At 30.7% G+C, this 21,715-nt stretch carries 21 protein-coding genes; 4 read left to right on the top strand and 17 right to left on the bottom strand.

Annotated features, from left to right (window positions below):
- Positions 1 to 35: 35 nt before the first annotated feature.
- Both ACEQT4_RS11170 and kynU read right to left on the bottom strand, forming a co-directional pair.
- A complete protein-coding gene (locus tag ACEQT4_RS11170; RefSeq protein WP_370227718.1) occupies positions 36 to 1,454 on the bottom strand; it encodes an FAD-dependent oxidoreductase in 1,419 nt (472 codons plus the stop codon).
- A gap of 71 nt (positions 1,455 to 1,525) precedes the next feature.
- Positions 1,526 to 2,794, bottom strand: a complete 1,269-nt coding sequence (kynU, locus tag ACEQT4_RS11165; protein ID WP_027880272.1) for a kynureninase — start codon at positions 2,792 to 2,794, stop codon at positions 1,526 to 1,528.
- A gap of 139 nt (positions 2,795 to 2,933) precedes the next feature.
- Here kynU and ACEQT4_RS11160 point away from each other — a divergent pair, with 139 nt between their 5' ends.
- A complete protein-coding gene (locus tag ACEQT4_RS11160; RefSeq protein WP_370227716.1) occupies positions 2,934 to 4,319 on the top strand; it encodes a sensor histidine kinase in 1,386 nt (461 codons plus the stop codon).
- Between the two features lie 126 nt (positions 4,320 to 4,445).
- Here ACEQT4_RS11160 and ACEQT4_RS11155 read toward each other — a convergent pair whose 3' ends face one another.
- Positions 4,446 to 5,120 (bottom strand): hypothetical protein, encoded by a 675-nt coding sequence (locus tag ACEQT4_RS11155; RefSeq protein WP_370227714.1) that lies wholly within the window; start codon positions 5,118 to 5,120, stop codon positions 4,446 to 4,448.
- 89 nt (positions 5,121 to 5,209) lie between these two features.
- On the opposite strand from ACEQT4_RS11155, the gene ACEQT4_RS11150 reads away from it, so the two are divergent.
- Positions 5,210 to 6,010, top strand: coding sequence for a class I SAM-dependent methyltransferase (locus tag ACEQT4_RS11150; RefSeq protein WP_370227712.1), 801 nt, complete (start codon positions 5,210 to 5,212; stop codon positions 6,008 to 6,010).
- Here the strand turns inward: ACEQT4_RS11150 and msrA are convergent.
- The 3 genes from msrA to ACEQT4_RS11135 form a co-directional block, all read right to left on the bottom strand.
- Entirely contained in the window at positions 6,007 to 6,663 is a 657-nt protein-coding gene (gene msrA / locus ACEQT4_RS11145) for a peptide-methionine (S)-S-oxide reductase MsrA (RefSeq protein WP_370227710.1), read from the bottom strand. The genes ACEQT4_RS11150 and msrA overlap by 4 nt on opposite strands.
- 133 nt (positions 6,664 to 6,796) lie before the next feature.
- Positions 6,797 to 7,582, bottom strand: a complete 786-nt coding sequence (locus tag ACEQT4_RS11140; RefSeq protein ID WP_027880267.1) for a zinc ribbon domain-containing protein — start codon at positions 7,580 to 7,582, stop codon at positions 6,797 to 6,799.
- Positions 7,583 to 7,585: 3 nt separating this feature from the next.
- Positions 7,586 to 8,680 (bottom strand): Nif3-like dinuclear metal center hexameric protein, encoded by a 1,095-nt coding sequence (locus ACEQT4_RS11135; RefSeq protein WP_370227707.1) that lies wholly within the window; start codon positions 8,678 to 8,680, stop codon positions 7,586 to 7,588.
- Positions 8,681 to 8,771: 91 nt separating this feature from the next.
- Here ACEQT4_RS11135 and lpxK point away from each other — a divergent pair, with 91 nt between their 5' ends.
- A complete protein-coding gene (gene lpxK, locus ACEQT4_RS11130; RefSeq protein ID WP_370227705.1) occupies positions 8,772 to 9,776 on the top strand; it encodes a tetraacyldisaccharide 4'-kinase in 1,005 nt (334 codons plus the stop codon).
- Here lpxK and ACEQT4_RS11125 read toward each other — a convergent pair.
- From ACEQT4_RS11125 to ACEQT4_RS11080, 10 genes are all read right to left on the bottom strand, one after another.
- The gene (locus ACEQT4_RS11125) at positions 9,763 to 12,006 is read right to left on the bottom strand and encodes an ATP-binding protein (protein WP_370227703.1); all 2,244 of its coding nucleotides are present in this window, start codon (positions 12,004 to 12,006) and stop codon (positions 9,763 to 9,765) included. The genes lpxK and ACEQT4_RS11125 overlap by 14 nt on opposite strands.
- Before the next feature lie 46 nt (positions 12,007 to 12,052).
- Positions 12,053 to 13,048, bottom strand: coding sequence for a type I glyceraldehyde-3-phosphate dehydrogenase (gene gap / locus ACEQT4_RS11120; RefSeq protein WP_027880263.1), 996 nt, complete (start codon positions 13,046 to 13,048; stop codon positions 12,053 to 12,055).
- Entirely contained in the window at positions 13,048 to 13,926 is an 879-nt protein-coding gene (gene lipA / locus ACEQT4_RS11115) for a lipoyl synthase (protein ID WP_027880262.1), read from the bottom strand. Before lipA ends, gap begins: the two co-directional genes overlap by 1 nt.
- A 103-nt stretch (positions 13,927 to 14,029) precedes the next feature.
- Positions 14,030 to 14,575, bottom strand: coding sequence for an RNA polymerase sigma factor (locus ACEQT4_RS11110; protein ID WP_027880261.1), 546 nt, complete (start codon positions 14,573 to 14,575; stop codon positions 14,030 to 14,032).
- Positions 14,566 to 15,681: a glycosyltransferase gene (locus tag ACEQT4_RS11105; protein WP_370227700.1), complete on the bottom strand. Its 1,116-nt coding sequence runs from the start codon at positions 15,679 to 15,681 to the stop codon at positions 14,566 to 14,568. Before ACEQT4_RS11105 ends, ACEQT4_RS11110 begins: the two co-directional genes overlap by 10 nt.
- Before the next feature lie 6 nt (positions 15,682 to 15,687).
- Positions 15,688 to 15,891 (bottom strand): hypothetical protein, encoded by a 204-nt coding sequence (locus tag ACEQT4_RS11100; protein ID WP_027880259.1) that lies wholly within the window; start codon positions 15,889 to 15,891, stop codon positions 15,688 to 15,690.
- A 109-nt stretch (positions 15,892 to 16,000) separates the two neighbouring features.
- A complete protein-coding gene (locus ACEQT4_RS11095; protein WP_370227698.1) occupies positions 16,001 to 16,807 on the bottom strand; it encodes an anti-sigma factor domain-containing protein in 807 nt (268 codons plus the stop codon).
- Between the two features lie 12 nt (positions 16,808 to 16,819).
- Positions 16,820 to 17,350 (bottom strand): RNA polymerase sigma factor, encoded by a 531-nt coding sequence (locus ACEQT4_RS11090; protein WP_027880257.1) that lies wholly within the window; start codon positions 17,348 to 17,350, stop codon positions 16,820 to 16,822.
- A gap of 46 nt (positions 17,351 to 17,396) precedes the next feature.
- Complete coding sequence (murB, locus tag ACEQT4_RS11085) at positions 17,397 to 18,410, bottom strand: UDP-N-acetylmuramate dehydrogenase (protein WP_370227696.1); 1,014 nt, start codon at positions 18,408 to 18,410, stop codon at positions 17,397 to 17,399.
- Positions 18,410 to 19,600, bottom strand: coding sequence for a pyridoxal phosphate-dependent aminotransferase (locus ACEQT4_RS11080; RefSeq protein WP_370227694.1), 1,191 nt, complete (start codon positions 19,598 to 19,600; stop codon positions 18,410 to 18,412). The genes murB and ACEQT4_RS11080 overlap by 1 nt, the downstream gene beginning before the upstream one ends.
- Before the next feature lie 127 nt (positions 19,601 to 19,727).
- Here ACEQT4_RS11080 and ACEQT4_RS11075 point away from each other — a divergent pair, with 127 nt between their 5' ends.
- Entirely contained in the window at positions 19,728 to 21,065 is a 1,338-nt protein-coding gene (locus tag ACEQT4_RS11075) for an aspartyl protease family protein (protein WP_370227692.1), read from the top strand.
- A 50-nt stretch (positions 21,066 to 21,115) separates the two neighbouring features.
- Here ACEQT4_RS11075 and ACEQT4_RS11070 read toward each other — a convergent pair whose 3' ends face one another.
- Positions 21,116 to 21,541 carry a DUF1573 domain-containing protein gene (locus ACEQT4_RS11070; RefSeq protein ID WP_370227690.1) on the bottom strand — a complete coding sequence of 142 codons (426 nt, stop codon included), beginning with the start codon at positions 21,539 to 21,541 and terminating at the stop codon, positions 21,116 to 21,118.
- Positions 21,542 to 21,715 lie beyond the last annotated feature (174 nt).

Below are 21,715 nucleotides of genomic sequence, written 5' to 3'. Positions count from 1 at the left end.
AGACTTCTCGACTGCGCTCGAAGTGACAAAATGTTTTAGTGATGCATCGTTTTTGCAACGTTATCATCGTCTATAATATCGTTAGTTTTTTCTTGTACTTTTTGTAAAGCCTTTTCTAATTGCTCATAAGTCATATCTGCTGTTATCGATATTTCGTTATCTGCAATCATGTTTAGAATGGCTTTGTCTTGGGCACGACCTTTGGTCATAGCTTCGTGATAGCCAATGTTTTCATTGAATGTGACCATCGAATATTTTGAAAAATAGTGCTCTGGGAAATGTTTTTCTAATTGCATTTCTAGCTGGCGCTTTGTTTTGAACATTGGATTAGCAACGTGATCTCGCATTTCGTAATAGTTCTCTTCGGCTAATTCGCCAATAGCGTCTGCATCTGCTTTTCTTACCGACTGATAGGTTTTAAAAATGGTTTCCCAATCGCCTTCATGTTTATCGATAATGCTATCTAATACCGCTACATCTTCAAAAGAGGCATTCATTCCTTGTCCGTAAAACGGAACAACAGCATGCGCGGCATCACCTAAAATTAAAGTGTTGCCTTGATAATGCCAAGGTGAACATTTTATAGTCCCTAAAGCACCTGTTGGATTGTTTGCAAATTCTTCAGCAATATTTGGAATTAGCGCTAAAGCATCAGGAAATTGCGCTTGGAAAAAGGCTTTTATGTTGTCTTCTGTATCTAAATCTTTGAAATTATACTCGCCTTCTTCATGGCTTAAAAACAGAGTTACCGTAAAACTTCCGTCTAAATTAGGTAAAGCGATAAGCATATATTCGCCTCTTGGCCAAATGTGTAAATAGTCTTTACTTATTTGATGACTTCCGTCTTTGGCTGCAGGAATTTCTAATTCTTTATAACCGTGCGTTAGGAAGTTTTGAGAAAAACTAAACAAGAATTTACGCTGCAAAAAGTAGCTTTTTCTTAATTCTGAACCTGCACCATCAGTACCAAAAATAACATCTGCAGTGACGTTAAACGTTTCTTTTGTATTTCGGTTTACAAAATGAACGGTGTTTGTATCTAAATCTACGGTTTCACATTCGGTATTAAAATTAATGGTTAGATTGTCGTATTTATCGGCTTCGGTTAGTAGCATTCCGTTTAAATCGCCTCTTGAAATTGAGTTGATGTATTCGTTATCACGACCAGAATAGTTAGAAGCAAAGGTATTACCTTCGGTATCATGCATGAGTCTGCCTTTCATTGGGATACAAATCTCACGCGCTTTATCTTCAACATTAGCTAAACGTAAGGCTTTGAATCCGCGATCTGATAAGGCAAGGTTGATAGAACGACCTGCAGAAATGTCTGTTGTACGAAGATCTGGTCTACTTTCATAAACATTAACGTTGTAACCTCTTTGCGCTAAACGAAGCGCTAAAAGTGAACCGCATAAACCTGCGCCAATGATTAATATGTTTTCTTTTTGTTTCATTATGTTAGTTGTCTGGTCGAGCGCAGTCGAGACCTTTTTTGGAACCTCTCGACTGTGCTCGAGATGACTATTTAATTTAAAATTTCTTTCAACTTTTCAACCATTCTAAATACATCTTCAAAACTGTTGTAAAGTGGTACTGGTGCGCAACGGATTACATCAGGTTCGCGCCAGTCTGTAATAATATTGGCTTTGGTTAATTTGTGATGTAAACTTTTATCGGCATCTTTAACTTGAATCGATAATTGGCAACCACGTTGTTTTGGATCTGTTGGTGTGATTATTTTTATTTTATCGTTGTTTAATTCATTAATTAAAAACTCAAAATAACCTGTTAATTGTTCTGATTTTTTGCGTAAAGCTTCCATACCAACCTCATTAAACATATCTAATGACGCTTTTATGGCAGCCATAGATAAAATTGGCGGATTACTAAGTTGCCAACCTTCGGCGCCAGGTGTAACATCTAACGGTTGACGCATATTAAAACGCGTGTCTTTATTGTGACTCCACCAACCTGCAAAACGCTTTAAATCTTTATTGTGTGCGTGTTTTTCGTGAACGAAAAGTCCGCCTAAACTACCTGGTCCAGAGTTTAAATATTTGTAAGTACACCAAGCTGCAAAATCTACGCCTGAGTTATGTAATTCTGGTTGAATGTTTCCTACACCATGTGCTAAATCGATACCAACCATACAGTTTTTGGCGTGACCAAGCTCTGCGATACGCTTTATATCTAAATATTGACCTGTGTAATAATTAACGCCGCCAATTAAAAGTAAAGCGATTTCATCACCTTGTTGATCTAGGATTGTTTCTAAATCTTCAATATTTAATAATTCTTCGCCTTCTCGAGGTTTCCACTCAATTAAACCTTCATTTGCATCAAAACCATGAAAATCTAATTGTGTTTGTACTGCATATCGATCTGATGGAAATGCATCACTTTCTATAACAATTTTGTATTTGGTTTTGGTTGGTTGATAAAAACTAACCATAAGTAAGTGTAGGTTAGTGGTTAGCGTGTTCATCACTACAACTTCAATAGGCTTTGCGCCTACGATTTTTGCCATACTTTCAGTCAAGAATTCGTGATATGGCATCCATGGGTTTTTAGCTTCAAAATGACCTTCTACACCAAGGTTTGCCCAATCGTTTAATTCTTGTTGAATGTAATTTTGTGTACTTTTTGGTTGTAATCCTAGCGAGTTTCCTGTAAAGTATAACCAGTCGTTTCCTTCTTTGTCTTTTGGAATATGAAATTGATTGCGGTAATACGCTAATGTGTCGTTTTGGTCTTGTGTTTTTGCGTAATCAAGACCGGTTTTATAGTTGGTCAATTGTATATTTTTTTGCGTTGCTAACAAAAATAACATAAATTTATTAAGTACTTAAAGATTACTAGCGTTGTAATTGTTATAATTACATTAGTAGTTTAATTTTTTTGATTGATTTTTTATGAAACTAACTTTAACGTAAATGATAAGAGATTTTCTACGTAAATATCAAAGATGGTATATCTCTTATCTAGATATGCAAAATCATAAAAATGAAACAGATCGTTTATCTTATTACAGGGATAAACTTTTTATTTCAATAATAACTTTAACCGTTTTGCTAGGTTCTGTAGCTTATGTGCCAAGTATTACAGCAGCAATAGTTTTAGATAAATTGTTTATTTTATACATAGATACGTTAGCTATAATTTTATTGTTTTTTGCTTTTTTCTATAAGCCACTTCGTTTAAAACATAGAAAACAAATTTTTACTGTTAACTTTTTTGTGCTTTCACTTTGTCTGGTTTTGGATTTAGGATTAGGAGGAAATGGACCAATTTTACTTTATATGGTTAGCATACTTGTAACACTCTATAGTGGTACAAAAGCAGGTGTTTATACGGTTTTACTTACAGCATTATTTTATTTTTTAGTATTAGTTATAAAATATTTTAAAATTATTGAAATTAATTTTTATGTAGAAGGTCCGTTTGAAGGGTTAATGACTGTATTTATTAATAATATATTATTCTCTTTACTTACTGTGTTTTGTGTGGCATTTTTAATTAAACAGCTAAATAAAGCATTACTTAAAGAAGCAGAGCTTCAGGATAGATTGATAGAAGAAAATAAATTAACAATTAAAGCTAAAGAAGAAGCAGAGCAATCGGATAGGTTAAAAACAGCCTTTTTGGGTAACATGAGTCATGAAATTAATACACCTATGTACAGTGTTTTGGGTAGTGCAGCGTTATTAAAATCGAGTTTAAATATTGATGAAAAAAATAAAGAATACTTCAATATCATAGAAACTAATAGTAATAAAATACTGAAAGTATTTAATGATGTTGTAGAAGTATCCAAAATAGAGTCTGGTTTATATACTATTAATAAAGAGTCTATAAATATAGAAAGTCTTTTAGAAAACGTAAAAACAGACCTTTCCCCTTTAGCTAAAGCGCATAAAGTTAAACTAATGATTACTGTAGAAATAAAGCAAGGGTATAGGCTATTGAGTGACCAAGAAAAGCTTTATGAAGCACTTAAACACTTAGTGAAAAATGCTATTACATTTACTAAACCTTATGGAGTAGTAAATGTAATTTGTAATATTTTAAACGATAAAAAAGTAGAGTTTAAAATTCAAGATACGGGTATTGGTATAGCCGACAAAGATCTAGATAAAGTAAGATTGCCTTTTTATAAAGTAGATTTAGATAATGAGTCTGCTTTACATGGTACAGGACTTGGGTTAACCATTGCTAATGCTTATATAAATATCTTAGGAGGAAAAATAAAAATAGAAAGTGCCTTAGGACATGGTACCCAGATCTACTTTACACTAGAAGACTACAAAAAAGCGCCTTGATATAATCAAAGCGCAAATATATATAGACGCCAAATGGCGGAAAATGTAAGCTATACGTTTTAAGTTTTAAACCCACGTGAAACTTACATTATATAAGACAAAATTAAGATTAAAAAACCGAAAGGTTTATTCTGTGGTAACTTTTATATCAGTAAAGTTTAAATTCCAATTTACATCTGCTTGTTTATGCTCTAAAGCAATTTTAATACCATTAAAATCTTTGTGATTTTCAAAAGTTGTAATTAATGAAGCCTCTTTTTTATTTCCTTCTCTATAAACCCATTCGGTAATAAGGTAATTATCATTAAAATAAAAATCATAAGCGTCACCAGGTGTATATCCTCCATTATTAGGATAGGTAATAGTTATTTTATTAGTTTCTAATTTACTTATTGGTGCTTTAGCTTTTACAACTTTTGATATTGTAGCACTTTTATCCCACATTAATTGGAATGGAGTTAACAACCAGAATTTATCATTAATAAAGCCTTGATCTGCTTTTATAGATGTACTATCAATAGATTTTCGGTTGTAAGTAATTGTATCTTTAGCAGTAATTAAAGTTACATCATTACTTTTAGGTTTCCATATCCAAGAGCGTTGGTAATGAGAACTATCTCTATCTACATTAAAAGTAAATGCTATTTCTTTAATGTTTTTAAACTGCTTAAACCCATAGTTGTTGGCAATTTTATCGGCAGTAGTAATTGGTATTGATTCTTCTTTTTGGATTTGTTTAGTTTCATTTTTACAACTAAAAAGTAAAATTGAAAGTATAGAAATTGTATAAAGTAATCTCATAAGTTTTTTTGCAAAAATACGTAATAGAAATTCGGAATCAATTTTTTAGTTTAATTTTAGATGAAATTTATCATCATTAATTTACAAAAATGAAAGACCTTAACGACGCCTTTAATACAAACAAAGCCACTTGGAATGAAAAAGTAAAAGCGCACGCCAATAGTGACTTTTACAAATTAGAAGCATTTATAAATGGTGAAAACTCTCTTAATACATACGAGTTAAAAGCTATACCAGATGTAAAAGGTAAGTCGTTATTGCATTTGCAATGTCATTTTGGTCAAGACACCTTAAGTTGGAGTAAGTTAGGCGCAAAGTGCACAGGAGTAGATTTAAGTGATGAAGGTGTAAAACTTGCGCAACAATTAAACAATCAATTAAAATTAGATGCCAATTTTGTGTGTTGTAATGTTTTGGATACATCACAACATGTAAAAGAGCAGTTTGATATTGTTTTTACTAGTTATGGTGTAATAGGTTGGTTGCCAGATTTAAAACCTTGGGGAAAAATGATTGCAGAGCGTTTAAAAGAAGGAGGTACATTTTATATGGTCGAGTTTCATCCAATAGTTTGGATGTTTGATTATTTAGACGGACAACCAAAAATGAAATATGGTTACATGCAAGATGAAGCTATTTATGAAGAATACGAAGGGACTTACGCAGATACTGATTCTAAAATGATAAGTAAAGAATATGGATGGAACCATGGTTTAAGCGAAGTCATTAACGCATTAACCGAAGCTGGTCTACGTATTGATTATTTAAACGAGTATGATGAAAGTCCTTATAACGTAATTCCAAATTTAGAAAAAACTAAATCTGAAATGTACGTTACTAAAGATAAATTGTATCCTTTAATTTTTGAGATAAAGGCTAGGAAAGTTTAGTGTTTTTCCTTTAAAACTTCAGGCATTTTAGCTTGAAACTTTTTTAAACGAGGTATAGAAACGTTTTGTATATATGGGTTTTCAGGATGTAGCTTCTCATAGTTTTGGTGATAGTCTTCTGCTTTCCAAAATTTTTGGAATGGATAGACTTCTGCAGCAATTGTTGCATTTAATTGTTTAGCTAAAGCAGCTTTTTTCTCTTCTATAATTTTCTTTTGTGCATCATTATGATAAAAAATAATAGAACGGTATTGAGATCCACGATCTGGTCCTTGTCCATTAACTTGTGTTGGATTTTGCGAAGCAAAATATACATCTACTAAGGTTGAAAAACTAACAACTTTAGGGTCGTAAATTACTTCTACAGCTTCGGCATGACCTGTTAATCCAGTGTTGCTTTTCTCGTAAGTTGGGTTTTGTGTATATCCGCCAGAATAACCACTAATAGCTTCATCTACACCTTTAACACTTTCGTAAACAGCTTCTACACACCAAAAACAGCCACTAGCAAAATATGCTTTAGCTAATCCGTTTTTTAAAGGTACTTCAATAGGTTTAGCGTTTTTTACTGCTTCTTGTTTTGGATTTGTTTGAGCTTGATTATTACAGCTAAAAAGTAGCGTAAGTAATAGGATAGGTAGTAATCGTTTCATAATAAATTTCTTTTTCATCTTTAGACGTAAAAATTACTAAAGCCTTAATTTGTTTTTTATAAAATTGTCTTAAAAAAAAAAGAGCCTTCAATTTATTGAAGACTCTGATAAAATATTTGTTTTGTTATATAGCTTAAGATGATAACTTAGCAAATAACTTGTTCATTTTTTCTTGCTCTTCGTCTGCTAAAGCTGAATCTACTAAGATACGTCCACTGTGCTCGTCTGTAATAATTTTTTTACGTGATGCAATTTCCATTTGTACTTGTGGCGGAATTGTAAAGTAAGATCCTCCAGATGCACCTCTTTCAATCGGTACAACAGCTAATCCGTTTTTTACGTTTGCTCTTATTCTCTCGTAGGCTTTTACTAAACGATCTTCTATTTTATTTTTAGACTCTTCAGACTTTTCAATTAAAGCTTTTTCTTCTTTTTCAGTTTCTTTTAAAATAGCGTCTAATTCACCTTTTTTGTGTTTAAGGTGTGTTTCACGATCTTTAGTATGCTCTTTAGTTTTAGCAATTACTTCTTTCTTTTGCTCGATTTGAGCTTTAAATTCTCTAATGTGCTTTTCAGCTAATTGAATTTCTAATTCTTGATATTCAATTTCTTTACTTAAAGAGTTAAATTCTCTGTTATTTCTAACATTTTTTTGTTGTTCTGTGTACTTTTTAATTAAAGCTTTAGATTCTTCAATTAAATTTTTTCTATCAGAAATTTCAGTATCAATATTATTAAGACTTTCTTCTAATTTTTCTAGTCTTGTTTTTAATCCCGCAACTTCATCTTCTAAATCGCTAACCTCTAAAGGTAGTTCTCCACGAACGTTTCTTATCTCGTCTATTCTAGAGTCGATTAATTGTAGATCGTATAATGCTCTTAAACGTTCTTCTACTGTTGCTTCTTTCTTCTTTGCCATATTTTAAAAATACTTAACAGGATTGGTATTTGTGTTTGATAAAACGAATGCAAAATTAGGAATTTTTTTTGTAAGTATTGCTACTAAACCGTTTTTTGTGTACTGTTCGCTCTCGTAATGTCCAATATCTGCTAAAAGGATGTTGTTTTCTGCTTGGAAAAAGTCGTGATATTTAAGGTCTGCAGTGACATAAGCGTCTGCGCCTGATGCTTTTGCAGCACCAATAGCAAAGCTGCCAGAACCACCTAAAACAGCTACTTTTTTGATTGGTTTTTCTAAAAATTGAGTGTGTCTAATGTTTGAAACCTTCATTTTTTGCTTAAGATGATTTAAAAAATCAACTTCTGTCATAGCGGTTTCAAATTCAGCAATCATTCCCATTCCTATATTTTGATTTGTGTTTTCTAAAGTAGTTACCTCGTAAGCAACTTCTTCATAAGAATGTGATTTAAATAATGTTTCTAAAACTTTGTTTTCTAAGTGTTTAGGAAATGTAATGCCAATTTTTGTTTCGTTTTCGTAATGTGTTTCACCAATATTACCAATAGTAGGATTTGCGTCTTCGTTAGGATTGAATGTGCCAATACCTTCTACGTTAAAACTACAATGGTTATAATTACCGATGCTTCCTGCTCCTGCGCTAAATAGTGCATTACGAAGTTGTTCTGCTTCTGCTTTAGGAACAAATGTTGTTAGTTTTTTTATGGTTTGTTTTTGCGGAATTAAAATGCGTTGATTAACCAAGCCTAATCGGTCACAAAGCATAGCGTTTACACCTTTTTTGTAATTGTCTAAAGCGGTATGGATGGCATAAATAGCAATATCGTTTTTTATGGCTTTTAACACAGTGCGCTCTACATAATTTTTGCCTGTTAAGCTTTTTAAACCTTTAAAAATAATAGGATGAAAACTGATTATTAAGTTGCAATTTTTTGCAATAGCTTCTTCTACAACATCTTCAGTTGTGTCTAATGTGATTAAAGCCGAAGTTACTTCGGTATTTTTATTGCCAACCAAAAGACCAACATTGTCAAAATCTTCTGCATAGTGTAATGGTGCATCTTCTTCTAAAGCGTTAATAATGTCTTTTATTAGCATACTTTTTTAGGTTTAATAATTTAAAACAAATATAAAATATTTACTTTCGTTACTGTAATCTGTTTAAATAAAACAGAAATTTTATCTTAAAATGAAGTTTATAAGAATCATACTTTTTCCTTTTGTGCCAATTTATTTTTTAGTGATTTGGTTTAGAAATTTAGCTTACGATAAAGGTTGGTTTAAGTCCACGAGCTATGATTTTCCTATAATCTGTGTTGGTAATTTAAGTGCAGGAGGTACAGGAAAAACACCAATGGTTGAATACTTAATTAGGTTACTAAAAGAAGAAACAAATTTAGCTACTTTAAGTAGAGGTTACGGAAGAAAAACAAAAGGATTTTTATTAGCAGAAGATAATATTACAGCTACGGAATTAGGTGATGAGCCATTTCAATTTTATCATAAATTTAAAGATGAAATTACAGTTGCAGTTGATGAAGATAGGCAACATGGCATATCAACATTAAGAGCTTTAAAAACAAAACCAGAAGTTGTTATTTTGGATGATGCGTTTCAGCATAGAAAAGTAAAAGCAGGTTATAATGTTTTACTAACAACGTATAATAATCTTTATGTAGATGACTTTGTTTTACCAACAGGAAATCTACGCGAACCAAAAAAAGGGGCAAAAAGAGCTAATATAATTGTGGTAACTAAATGTCCTGAATTTTTGAGTCAAAATGATAAAGAAGCTATTGTTTTAAAATTGAAACCAAAGGTATATCAACATGTGTTTTTTAGTCATATTGGTTATGGTAATTCTGTTTTAAATGAAACGCAGAAGGTTAGTGTAAACAAACTTGAATCTTTTACTTTAGTAACTGGTATTGCAAATGCAAAGCCTTTAGTGAATTATCTAAAATCTCAATACTTAGATTTTAATCATATCGAGTTTAAAGATCATCATAATTTTACTGAAAACGATATTAAAAAGCTTTCAGAATTAGATAAGATTGTGACTACAGAAAAAGATTATATGCGTCTTAAAAATGAAGCTGTTTTAAAAGGTAAATTATACTTTTTACCAATTAAAACGGTTATTGATAATTCAGAACAATTTGATGCTTTAGTTAAAGCGTTTACTCTTGGCTAATTTGAGAACCATCAGACATTAAAGCATTGTAAAGTTTACGCTCAAAATCTTCTTGTTTAAAAGGTTTAGGTATGATGTCTGTAAACCCAGCTTCGTCAAATTCTTGCATTTTATCTTCAATAGTAACTGCTGTTAATGCAAAAATGGTTAATTCTCTATCAAATGCTCTAATCATTCTTGTGGCTTCAATACCGCTTATTCCAGGCATGTGTATATCCATTAAAACAACATCGTAACTGCCTGTTTTAACTTTGTCTACAGCTTCTTCACCATTATCTACAACGTCACAGTATAAATTCATTTTATTTAGAATTTTACGTGTAATCATTTGGTTAATTTTGTTGTCTTCTACAACTAAAATCTTAATGTTACTTAATTCTATTTCGTCTACATCTTTAAAGTAAGTCGTTTTTTCTATTTTAACTTCTTCGTGACTTCTTTTTAAAGGTAATTCAAAGTAAAAAGTGGTTCCTTTTCCAAGTTCGCTTTTTAAATAAATCTTTCCTTTTAAAATGTCTATTAATCCTTTTACGATAGAAAGTCCTAGACCAGTACCGCCATATTTACGGTTTATTTGAATAGAGCCTTGAGAGAAACTTTCAAATAAATTTTGTTGCTTCTCTTCACTTATACCAATACCATTATCTTCAATTTCAAATCTAACTTCAAGATTATCTCCAGATACTTTTTGCTGAATAATTCTTATCCAAATATCACCGTCTTTAGTAAATTTTATAGAGTTACCAATTAGATTAATTAAAATTTGAGATATTTTTAATTGATCGGCATTAAAGTTTTCTGGTAGATTACGGTCGTATTCAAAATGAATGTTAATATTATTATCTAACGCAGAATTGTTTAATGCAGAAATAACGTTCTCTACTTTCTTTTTTAGGTTGAAAACTTCTGGTTCTACATCTACTTTATTAGCTTCAATTTTGTTAATTTGAAGGATGTCATTAATAAAAGTTAGTAGATAATCTCCTGAAAATTTTAGAGACTTTAAATGCTGTATTTGTTCAGGCTTTGGATCTTCTTCTAATAACATATTTGTAAGTCCTGTAACGGCATACAAAGGTGTTCTTAGCTCATGCGTTACTGTAGATAAGAAGTTTGCTTTAGTTTTTGTAGCAAGCTCTGCTTTTTCCATTGCAACGGTAAGCTCTGCATTTTTCTTATGTAAAATGTTGTTAGATTTTAGTCTAATATTATTGTTTTTGTAAAGCGATAATGTTAATAAAGAAAGAATAGTAATTAAAGCAATACTTAATATGGTAGTTAATTTTTCTAACCATGAAGAGTTTGCTTCTTTTTGTAAATCTGCTTCTCTTTCTTTTTGATACTCTATTGGGTTTTCATATAAAAAATCTAGTTTTTTATCTTCTGCTAAATAAGAGCGTTTTACTTGAAGCAAAGAGTCATTTAATTTAAGGTGCTTTTTTAGTAGAGAATTAGACGTTTTATAGTCGCCAGCTGCTTCTTTAATGTCGCTTTTTATTTTATAACCAGTGCTTATAATATCTATAAACCCATTTTTTTCTGCAATTTGAAATCCTAAATCAGCTAGTTCTTCTGCCTCTTCAATGTTGTTTAAAGCAGCTTTTGTTAGTCCAGATTTTAAGTAGTTTATACTTAATAATTGATTGTGTTGATATCTTTTTGAAAGGCTAATAGCATCTTCATATAACTCATCTGCCATTTCATAGTTTTTTAAAATGTAGTAAGCGTCTGCTTTATACATTTTAGTTTCTGCTTCAAAGGAGTGTAAATCTTCGTTTTCAAAAATCACTTCTGCAGAATTAAAGTAATCTATAGCGTTATTGTATTCCTTTTTTTGATTAAGATATACTAATCCTAGGGTTTTATAGGTTTCTGCAATATTTATATTGTCTTTAGCAAAGCGCTGTTTTTCTATTGCTTTAACAAGTATTTTGGTGGCTTCTTCTGGGTTTTCTTGTATGTAATACAATTTACCCATTTTTGAGTAGATTAAGCCAATACTTTTATTGTCATTAATTTGTTGTGCTAATTCTAGTGCTTGTTCTAAGTCGTCTTGAGCTTTGTAATACTCGTTATTGTCTATGTTTTTTTGAGCAAAATTAATGTCAAAATCTATACTTTCTTGAATTGACTCAATTTCAGTTTGAGTTAATTCTTCTTGAGCAAATAGATTAAGACCAAATAGGCCTATAAATAAGTATAGTAGGTATGTTTTGGTTAGGGTACTCATAGCATTACACATCAAACAAATATAAATATTTATCAGATAAAATTAACTATTTATTCGATAAATAGTTAATTAAGTCAATAATTCTGCTAGAGTAACCAGTTTCGTTATCGTACCAACCAATAATTTTTACCATATTACCTATGACAGAGGTCATTTGAGAATCGAATATACATGAATGTGTATTGCCAACAATGTCAATAGATACTATAGGGTCTTCTGTATATTCTAAAACGCCTTTAAATTGGTTTTTTGAAGCATTTTTAAAAGCTTGATTAACCTCTTCAATTGTTACTGTCTTTTTAACATTAAAAGTAATATCTGTTAAAGATCCGTTAGCAACTGGAACTCTAATACCACAACCACCAATAACATCTGATAATTCAGGAAAAATTTTAGTTAAAGCTTTTGCTGCTCCAGTTGTGGTTGGGACAATGCTTTGTCCAGCAGCTCTGGCACGACGTAAATCTCTGTGAGGTTGGTCGTGTAAACTTTGATCTGTAGTATAAGAGTGTACTGTTGTAATGTAAGCTTGATCTATACCACACAAATCATTAATGATGTTAATCATTGGTGCAGCGTTGTTAGTAGTACAAGAGGCGTTAGATATTATTTTTTCTTCGCCATTAATACTGCTTTCATTAACACCTAAAACAATGGTTTTAATATCATCTTCGGTTGGAGGAACACTTAAAATTACTCGTTTAGCTCCGTTCTTTAAATGAAATTCTAAATCTTCAGACGTTTTAAATTTTCCTGTAGACTCAATTACAAAATCAGGGTTTACTAAAGACCAATCGGTCTCTTTAGGATGCTTTTTGTTAAATAATGGGATTGATTTATTATTAACTATTATTGTATTTTCTGTTGAAGAAATTTCAGCAGGAAAAACACCATGTATACTATCGTATTTTAATAAATGAGCTAATGTTTTAGCATCTGCCAAATCATTTATAGCAACAACCTTTATCGATGGATGATTATGTAATAATCTAAAAACACGTCTACCAATACGACCAAAACCGTTAATAGCAACCGTTATCATTAATTAATATGTTTTTGAGCTTTGTAAGATGAACGAACTAAAGCGCTACTTTCTACATGTCTAAAACCTAATTTAAGTCCTATTTCTTCGTATTCTTTAAATTCGTCAGGCATAATAAAACGCTTTACCGGTAAGTGTTTTTTACTTGGTTGTAGGTATTGTCCAATAGTTACAACATCTACGTCGTTTTCTTTAAGATCGTGAAGTGTTTCAATAACTTCTTCTCTAGTTTCGCCTAAACCTAACATTATACCAGATTTTGTACGGCGTTGTCCTTGCTGTTTTAAATATTTTAAAACTTGCATACTACGGTCGTATTTTGCTTGTATACGTACTTCTCTAGTTAAGCGTCTTACGGTTTCTATGTTGTGCGAAATAACTTCTGGAGCAACATTGATAAGTCTATCAATATGCATTTCGATACCTTGAAAGTCTGGAATTAAAGTCTCCATTGTTGTTTCAGGATTCATGCGTCGTACAGCTTTAACAGTTTCTGCCCACATGATACTTCCCATGTCTTTTAAATCGTCTCTATCAACACTAGTTAAAACGGCATGTTTAATTTTCATTATTTTGATAGAACGAGCAACTTTTTCAGGTTCGTCCCAATCTACATCTTCTGGTCTACCTGTTTTTACACCACAAAAACCACAAGATCTTGTGCAAACGTTACCTAAAATCATAAAAGTAGCAGTTCCTTCTCCCCAACATTCGCCCATATTTGGACAACTTCCAGAAGTACAAATGGTATTTAAATTGTATTTGTCTACTAAGCCTCTTAATTCGGTATACTTTTTACCAGTTGGTAATTTAACTCGTAACCATTTTGGTTTAGGTTTTCTTTCTGGTAATATATTTGAAACGTTCTCTGTATTCATAGTTTATTTTTCTACTTGCAAAGATACGAGTTATAAGTGTGATTTAAAACTTTAGCTTGGTTAACTAATTTTAGTAAATTATATAAGAATTTAATTGTGAAATTTATTTTTTTTGAATAATCTCTGCAAGCAATTTTTTTGCTCGTAACAATTTAACTTTTACGTTGTTTATAGGTTCGTTTAGCTCTTCAGAAATTTCTTTATAACTGTATTCTTGAAAATATCTTAAGTTAATTACTTCTTGGTAATGAGGCTTTAACTTTTTTATATCTCTAAGTAGTTTAGCTAGGTTTTGTTCTGTAATTAGTTTGTCTTCAACAGAAGGTGTTTCGTCTAAAACATTATATACTTCTTCATCTGTCCTAGATAGTGCATGTTTGATTGAGTTTTTTTCTTTTCTTACAATGTCTATATGTATATTTTTAGAAATGGTAATTAACCAAGTGCTAAATGTATATTTTTCGTCAAAAGTCTCAATCTTATCAAACGCTTTAGAGAAGGTTTGTATGGTTATATCTTCTGCGTCATTTTCGTTTTCAACACGTTTTAATTGAAAACCATATACTTGGTCCCAATAAGTGTTTAGTAACTGTTTAAACGCTTTTTGGTCGTTGTTTTTAGCTTTTTTTATAGCGTCTTTTATTTCCAATAATTAGGTTTTGAAATTTTATTATTTATAAAGATACAGAATTGTATGACAAGTAAAGAAGTCTCTAAAAAAGGAAGTAAAAAAACTATGTCAAATTCTTTTAATTTTTTTGCTGAAAATCCGATACTTAAAAATTGTAGGATAAACCTTAAAATAATAATTCCTAACACAAAAGGCCATAAATAAAGTGTTGAAATAAGTACTATTCCTAAAAGCCAAAACAAAACCTGACTAATATAAAATAGCGCTAACAAAAATTTGTGTTTAAATTTATAAAGATTTGCAGTAGACACATGTCTGCGTTTTTGTCTATACCAATCTTTAAAATTAGTTTTAGGTAGAGATATGGTAAAACTTTTAGGATTTACACAAATAGTTGTGTTTTTTTCGGTGGCGACTTCATTAATAAATAAATCATCATCACCAGATCTTATTTTTATATGGTTTATAAAACCGTTAGCGTTAAAAAACTCATCACTATGATAAGCTAGGTTTCTACCTACGCCCATATATGGTATACCTATTTTAGCAAAAGAAAAATATTGTGTTGCAGTAAGTAAGGTTTCGTATCTAATAAGTTTATTTAAAAATGAGTTTTTAATTTTTTGATAAGCGCCATAACCTAAAACAATAGTTTTTTGTTCTGTAAAATGTGAAACGATTTCAGAAAACCATTGATTAGAAATAGGTTTGCAATCTGCATCTGTAAATAGTAAATGTTTGTGTTTTGCTGCTTTAATACCTAATGTAAGAGCATATTTTTTATTGCCCCAAAACGCTTCGTTATTTTCTACGTTTACAATTTTTATGTTATTATGTTTTTCAGCGAAAGCTTCAAAAACATCTAAAGTATCATCAATAGAAGCGTCGTTAATTAAAACAACTTCAAAGTTTGGATAATCTTGATTTAAAATTGAAGGTAAAAAACGTTTGATGTTTTCGGCTTCATTTTTAGCACAAATAATGACCGAGATAGGTAAGTTACTTTTAGTAGCTTTTGATTCTGTTTTTGAAAAAGAAAAACTACCAAAAAGTACAGCATAGTATAATACTTGAATGATAACTACAATTATAAAACTGTAGAACAGTATATCAAGTATTATCATGTTTTATTAAGAGTGTTGAGGCTCGTTACACGAATCGAATTGATCTGGAGTTTTTCCGCAAAAACCACAAGCATCACCATCTTTATTTAACATTGGATTTTGGCTAGCGCATGTGCCTGCAAATTTACCATCTTTTTTTGCCCAAATTTTTATAGCAATACCAGCAATACCTAATCCTAGAAGTAATAATGTTATTAATAAAAGTTTCAAAATAAAGTATCTTTTTGTTACTGCAAAGATATTAATTTTAATACAAATTAAACCAAAAAGAAAGCCATACTTTTTGGTATGGCTTTTTACTTTTATTAATTGAAATGTTTTAGTCGTTAAGCTTTAAAGAGATTTCTGCAACAGGTGTATCGCTAGATCGTTCTAAGCTTCCGCCTTTTGGTTCTACAGATATGCTTAAACCTAAAGCATCTTCTGTATAAGGTATTTCTTGAAGTTTTCTATCTGCTTCTGTTAAAATACCTAAACTAACCATTTTTCCTTGTATATCTGCCCAGATTTGATAGACTTGATCATCCGGTAATTGAGGTAAAGACACTACATCTATCATAGATTTTTTTTCTTTTGGATTGATGTAAGCTACGGTTTTTAAGTCTTTTGCACTACGGTTACCTTTTAATACGTACTTTTCTGTTTCTGGGTTGTTAAGTTGTTTAAATTGCTCTAATACATCAGTTAAACGACTGTTGTTTTTTGCAATATCACTTCTAAGGTCAAAAATCTCGTCTACGATAACTTGATTTTCGTTAGATAGATTTGAGTTTTGTACGAATAAATATGCAGAACTACCAGCAAAGAGTAAAGCTGCTACACTTGCAGCAATTGCTAGACTAAACCATTTTCTTTTTGGTTTATTAGGCTGCATTGGTACAACAGGTGTGTCTTCTTCTAATGCATTTAAAATGTTATCTAATGCATTTTTAGGGGCGTTTACAGCATTTATTTGAGCTGAAAGTTCTAGCTTGTCTTGTAGTTTTTCGTAAACTTTTTTAACTTCTGGATAGGTGTTTATATAATGTTCTACCTCTTCAGTTTCTGAAGCTGTAGTTTGACCTATCAAGTATTTATCTAATAAATTAGATTTTAAAAAAGTAGTTATTTGTTCATTTACATTCATCACTTTTTACAATTAAGGGTTGTAAATTTTTTTCAATTCACGTAACGCAATTTTCAATCTAGATTTGATGGTTCCTAAAGGTATATTTAACTCTTCACTTGCTTCTTGTTGTGTCATACCTTCAAAAAACAATGCGTTAATGACTTCTTGATATTTAAATTCTAAGGTGTGAATGTGCTTTTTTATATCCATCACATCTTCGTTTAAACTTTTGGTAGTCAGTTTATATACGTTTGAATTTTCAATTTGGATTTCCTTTGTTGCTTTATTATTTACAGATCTAACTTTATCTATTGCAGAGTTGTATGCAATACGGTATAACCAAGTAAATAATTTGGCTTTTTCTGGGTCATAGCTTTTACCTTTTTTCCAGACTTTAATTAAGGTTATTTGTAATACATCTTGTGCTAAATCGTCGTCACTAATTACTTTTTTTATAACACCAAAAAGCGCATCTGCATAGTTTTCATACAGAAGAGTAATGGCTTTTTTGTTGCCATTTTTTAGGTGCTCTATTATACTATCTTCAATCGAAAAGTCCAAATATGCAGTTTTAAGAGTTAGTTAGTTTTATCTTTTGAAGTGATTATTAAAAAATATTTACTTCGGCTTCAATAGAAATATTAAATATACGATAAATTGTTTTTTGTATCAATTTTGAAAGTTGAAGAATGTCTTCGCCTTTGGCGCCACCATAATTAACCAACACTAGTGCTTGTTTTTTATGTACGCCGTAATTGTCAAAAGTTTTTCCTTTAAATCCAGCAGTTTCTATTAGCCAACCAGCAGGTACTTTTACCTCAGTTTCTGAAATTACATAATGAGGTGCATTAGGAAAATTACGTTGTAGCTCTTTAAATTGTTCAGTTGAAATAATTGGATTTTTAAAAAAACTACCAGAATTACCAATCTCTTTTGGATCTGGTAATTTACTTTGTCTTATAGCAATTACAGCTTTAGAAACATCTTGAATGCTTGGATTTGTAACATTCATTGTTTCTAATTGAGAAAGTATTGCACCATAATTAGTGTGTAAATTATGGTTGTTTTTGGTTAGCTTAAAAGTTACGTTTAAAATAATGTATTTGCCTTTAGCTTCGTTTTTAAAAATCGAGTTACGGTACCCAAATTGACAGTCTTTTTTTGATAAAGTTTCAATGGTTAAAGTGTCTAAATTTAAGACTTCGCAAGACTCAAAAACATCCTTAAGTTCTACGCCGTAAGCACCAATGTTTTGTATCGGCGATGTGCCAACATTACCAGGTATTAAAGACATGTTTTCTAAACCGCCATAATTTTGTTTTAAAGTCCAAAGAACAAAATCGTGCCAGTTTTCTCCAGCTTCAGCTTTTATAAAAACATGGTTGTCGTTTGTAGAAACTGTTTTCTTTCCTTTTAAATTTAAATGAATGACAAGTGCATCAACATCTTTTGTTAATAGCATATTGCTGCCGCCACCAATAACAAATTTATTAGGAAAATTTTCAGTAGAAAATATAGTTTTTAAATCGTCTATATTTTCTACTGAAATAAAATGCTTTGCCTTAACATCAATACCAAAAGTATTGTAGGGTTTTAATGATATGTTATGCTGTATTTGCACTAATCTTTGTAAACTTTAAGCGCTTCTTTTAAAATATTAACGGCTTTTACCAGACTTTCTTTATTTAATACGTAAGCAATTCTTATTTGGTTTAAACCTACATTTGGTGTACTATAAAAACCAGCTGCAGGAGCAACCATAATGGTTTCTTTGTCAACATCAAAAGACTCTAATAACCACTGTGCAAATTTATCTGCATTTTTAACAGGTAGCTCGGCAATACAATAAAAAGCACCTTTAGGTTTTGCTACTTTTACACCTTCAATTTTGCTTAATTCTTCTATTAAAACGTTACGACGCTCTACATATTCTTTATTTACTTCATCAAAGTAACTTTGTGGTGTTTGTAAAGCGGCTTCACTTGCAATTTGCGCTAATGTTGGCGGACTTAATCGCGCTTGAGCAAATTTTAATGCTGTAGCTATAACATCTTTACTTTTAGAAACTAAGCATCCAATACGTGCGCCACACATGCTATATCTTTTAGATACAGAATCTATAACTATAGCGTAGTCTTCTAAGCCTTCTTCTTGTAAGATTGAGTAATGTTTTGCTCCATCGTAAGCAAACTCGCGATATACTTCATCAGCTATTAAAAATAGATCGTGTTTTTTAACGATTTCTGCTAGCTTTTTAATTTCTTCTTTAGAATATAAATAACCTGTTGGATTACCTGGGTTACAAATTAATATTGCTTTTGTTTTTGGCGTGATTAATTTTTCAAACTCTTCTATAGCAGGTAAAGCAAAGTTGTCTTCAATTTTTGAAATTACAGGTACAACTTTAACACCAGAAGCGGTAGAAAATCCGTTGTAATTAGCATAAAAAGGTTCTGGTATAATTACCTCGTCATCAACATCCATAATACTACCAAAAGCAAACAATAAAGCTTCGCTACCACCAGTAGTTACAATTATGTCATCATGCTTTACATGGATATCATTTTTAGCATAGTAATCTGCTATTTTTTTACGGTAACCTTCAGAGCCTTCAGACCTTGTGTAAGCTAAAATGTCTAAAGAGTGAACTTTAACAGCGTCTAAAGCAACTTGAGGAGTTTTTATGTCTGGTTGTCCTATGTTTAAATGGTAAACCGTTTTACCTTCTTTATAGGCTTGTTCTGCGTAAGGAACTAACTTTCTTATAGGTGATTGAGGCATTGATTGCCCCTTTTTTGAAATTACTGGCATACTAATTAATATTTGTCCTGCAAATTTGCAAAAATTATTAGAGAATAATTCAAATAATACCAACTAAAAAGTATCAAGTAATTAAAGATTTGTAAATTTAAGAGAACATATTTTTTATTATTTACTAATGCAAAGTGCTAAAATCACATTATTATTAATATTTGCGTTATTTCAAAGTCTTTATTCACAGAGTATATATAAACTTCCAGAAGGTAAAACGTCTGATAAAATTAGATTTGAATTAATAAATAATGTCATATTGATTCCTGTTGAAGTTAATGGTTTAGAATTAACTTTTTTATTGGATACAGGTGTTAGTAAACCTATAGTTTTTAATTTTTTAAAAGCTGCAGATTCTTTACAAATTTTAAATGCAGAAAAAATAAAAGTTAGAGGATTAGGTAACGGAAATGATTTAGAAGCTTTACGCTCTAGTCATAATACTTTTAAAATTGGTGAAGCAGTAAATAGCGACCAAGCTTTTTATGCCGTTTTTGATCCAGAACTAAATTTTGCGCCAAAAATAGGAATACCTATAGATGGTATTATTGGTTATGATTTTTTTAAAGATTTTATTATAGAAATTAATTATAATCGAAAGTTTATTAAAATTAAAAAACCATCAGAATACAAATTAAGAATATGCAGAAGGTGCCAAGTATTAGATTTAAACTTAGAAAATAATAGACCCTATGTTTTGTCTTATGTAGATATTGGTGCAAATAAAAATATACCAGTTAATTTACTATTAGATTCAGGTAATAGTGATGCACTTTGGTTATTTGAAGACAAGGTTAATAATATACAACTAAAACAAAAGTCATTTATAGATTATCTTGGTACGGGACTAAATGGTAGTGTTTATGGTAAGCGCTCTAAAATTAAAAAAATAACATTAGGAATGTTCGATATAGAACAACCAACAGTTGCATTTCCTGATACTTTAGCTGTTAATTTTATGAGATCTTATGAGGGTAGAAATGGCTCTTTAGGAGGAGAGATATTAAAACGTTTTAATGCTGTGTTTGATTACTCAAATTCACGGTTAATGTTAAAACCTAATAGCTATTATAAGGATAAGTTTAGTTATAATAAAAGCGGGATTTTAGTTGAAAATAGTGGCGTTAGAATGGTTATGGAACTTAACGCAAAACAAAACTCAGCTGTAAGTTATAAAGATGAAAAATCTATAAACATTAATAGCATTATAAAACCTAATTATAAATATAATCTTAAGCCAGTTTATACTATTTATGAAGTTTTACCTAATTCTCCAGCAGAAAAAGCAGGATTATTAAGAGGTGATGAGATTGTTTACATAAATAATAGAAGTACTCAAGATATGACTTTAGAAAAACTAACAGGATATTTCTATAAAGATTCAGGAGAAGAGTTAAAGTTTGTTGTGATCAGAAACGGAATAGAGCGTAAGTTTGCTATTACATTAAAATCTCCTTTAGAATAAAAAAAAGCCGAAAACATTAGTTTTCGGCTTTAATAAAAATTTTATAAATGTTATTTTTCCATAACACTCTTTTCTTTTTTAGCTAACACGCTTGTCTTTGAAGGGTCAATAACGTTTCCTTTGATTTTTAAAGAGACTGTTGGCGTATCCGCATTAGATAAAACAGTAATTGTTTTTCTAATTGGCATTACTCTATTTGTGTCATATTTTACCTCTATTTCACCTTTTTCACCAGGCATAATTGGTTTTTCAGGTTTTTTTGGGACTGTACATCCACAACTAGAACTTACTTTAGATATAATTAACGGCGCATCACCTGTATTAGTAAATTCAAAAGTTCTTAAACCATTAGCTCCTTTTTCAATAGTACCGTAGTCTATTGTAGTTTCTTTAAATTCAATTTTTGCTACTTTTTCTTGAGCATTAACTGATAAACTAATTAAGCCAACAAATAATAATGTCATTAATTTTTTCATTGTATATAAATTTTAATGATTTGTAAATTTAATCACTTTTTACTCCTTTAGCAAAAATATTAGATGTAATACACTCAAACAAATACTTTTGAATAATTTAACGGTGCATTAATCTGCTATATAATTTCACAAAAACAGAATAATAAGTATTTTTGCCAACTATAATTCAAAAAC

The organism is Mesoflavibacter sp. (assembly GCF_964226795.1).
GTDB lineage: Bacteria > Bacteroidota > Bacteroidia > Flavobacteriales > Flavobacteriaceae > Mesoflavibacter > Mesoflavibacter zeaxanthinifaciens.
The sequence above is the reverse complement of the archived record's forward strand: the minus strand, read 5'-3'. Positions and strand labels throughout refer to the sequence as shown.

What these genes read in the sequence shown, in the direction of transcription:
- ACEQT4_RS11105 (WP_370227700.1), bottom strand. Translation starts at nt 15,681, where the DNA reads ATGATAATACTTGATATACTGTTCTACAGTTTTATAATTGTAGTTATC.
- ACEQT4_RS11080 (WP_370227694.1), bottom strand. Translation starts at nt 19,600, where the DNA reads ATGCCAGTAATTTCAAAAAAGGGGCAATCAATGCCTCAATCACCTATA.
- lipA (WP_027880262.1), bottom strand. Translation starts at nt 13,926, where the DNA reads ATGAATACAGAGAACGTTTCAAATATATTACCAGAAAGAAAACCTAAA.
- lpxK (WP_370227705.1), top strand. Translation starts at nt 8,772, where the DNA reads ATGAAGTTTATAAGAATCATACTTTTTCCTTTTGTGCCAATTTATTTT.
- ACEQT4_RS11160 (WP_370227716.1), top strand. Translation starts at nt 2,934, where the DNA reads ATGATAAGAGATTTTCTACGTAAATATCAAAGATGGTATATCTCTTAT.
- msrA (WP_370227710.1), bottom strand. Translation starts at nt 6,663, where the DNA reads ATGAAACGATTACTACCTATCCTATTACTTACGCTACTTTTTAGCTGT.
- gap (WP_027880263.1), bottom strand. Translation starts at nt 13,048, where the DNA reads ATGATAACGGTTGCTATTAACGGTTTTGGTCGTATTGGTAGACGTGTT.
- ACEQT4_RS11070 (WP_370227690.1), bottom strand. Translation starts at nt 21,541, where the DNA reads ATGAAAAAATTAATGACATTATTATTTGTTGGCTTAATTAGTTTATCA.
- ACEQT4_RS11155 (WP_370227714.1), bottom strand. Translation starts at nt 5,120, where the DNA reads ATGAGATTACTTTATACAATTTCTATACTTTCAATTTTACTTTTTAGT.
- ACEQT4_RS11135 (WP_370227707.1), bottom strand. Translation starts at nt 8,680, where the DNA reads ATGCTAATAAAAGACATTATTAACGCTTTAGAAGAAGATGCACCATTA.
- ACEQT4_RS11170 (WP_370227718.1), bottom strand. Translation starts at nt 1,454, where the DNA reads ATGAAACAAAAAGAAAACATATTAATCATTGGCGCAGGTTTATGCGGT.
- ACEQT4_RS11150 (WP_370227712.1), top strand. Translation starts at nt 5,210, where the DNA reads ATGAAAGACCTTAACGACGCCTTTAATACAAACAAAGCCACTTGGAAT.
- ACEQT4_RS11075 (WP_370227692.1), top strand. Translation starts at nt 19,728, where the DNA reads ATGCAAAGTGCTAAAATCACATTATTATTAATATTTGCGTTATTTCAA.
- ACEQT4_RS11125 (WP_370227703.1), bottom strand. Translation starts at nt 12,006, where the DNA reads ATGAGTACCCTAACCAAAACATACCTACTATACTTATTTATAGGCCTA.
- ACEQT4_RS11095 (WP_370227698.1), bottom strand. Translation starts at nt 16,807, where the DNA reads ATGAATGTAAATGAACAAATAACTACTTTTTTAAAATCTAATTTATTA.
- ACEQT4_RS11140 (WP_027880267.1), bottom strand. Translation starts at nt 7,582, where the DNA reads ATGGCAAAGAAGAAAGAAGCAACAGTAGAAGAACGTTTAAGAGCATTA.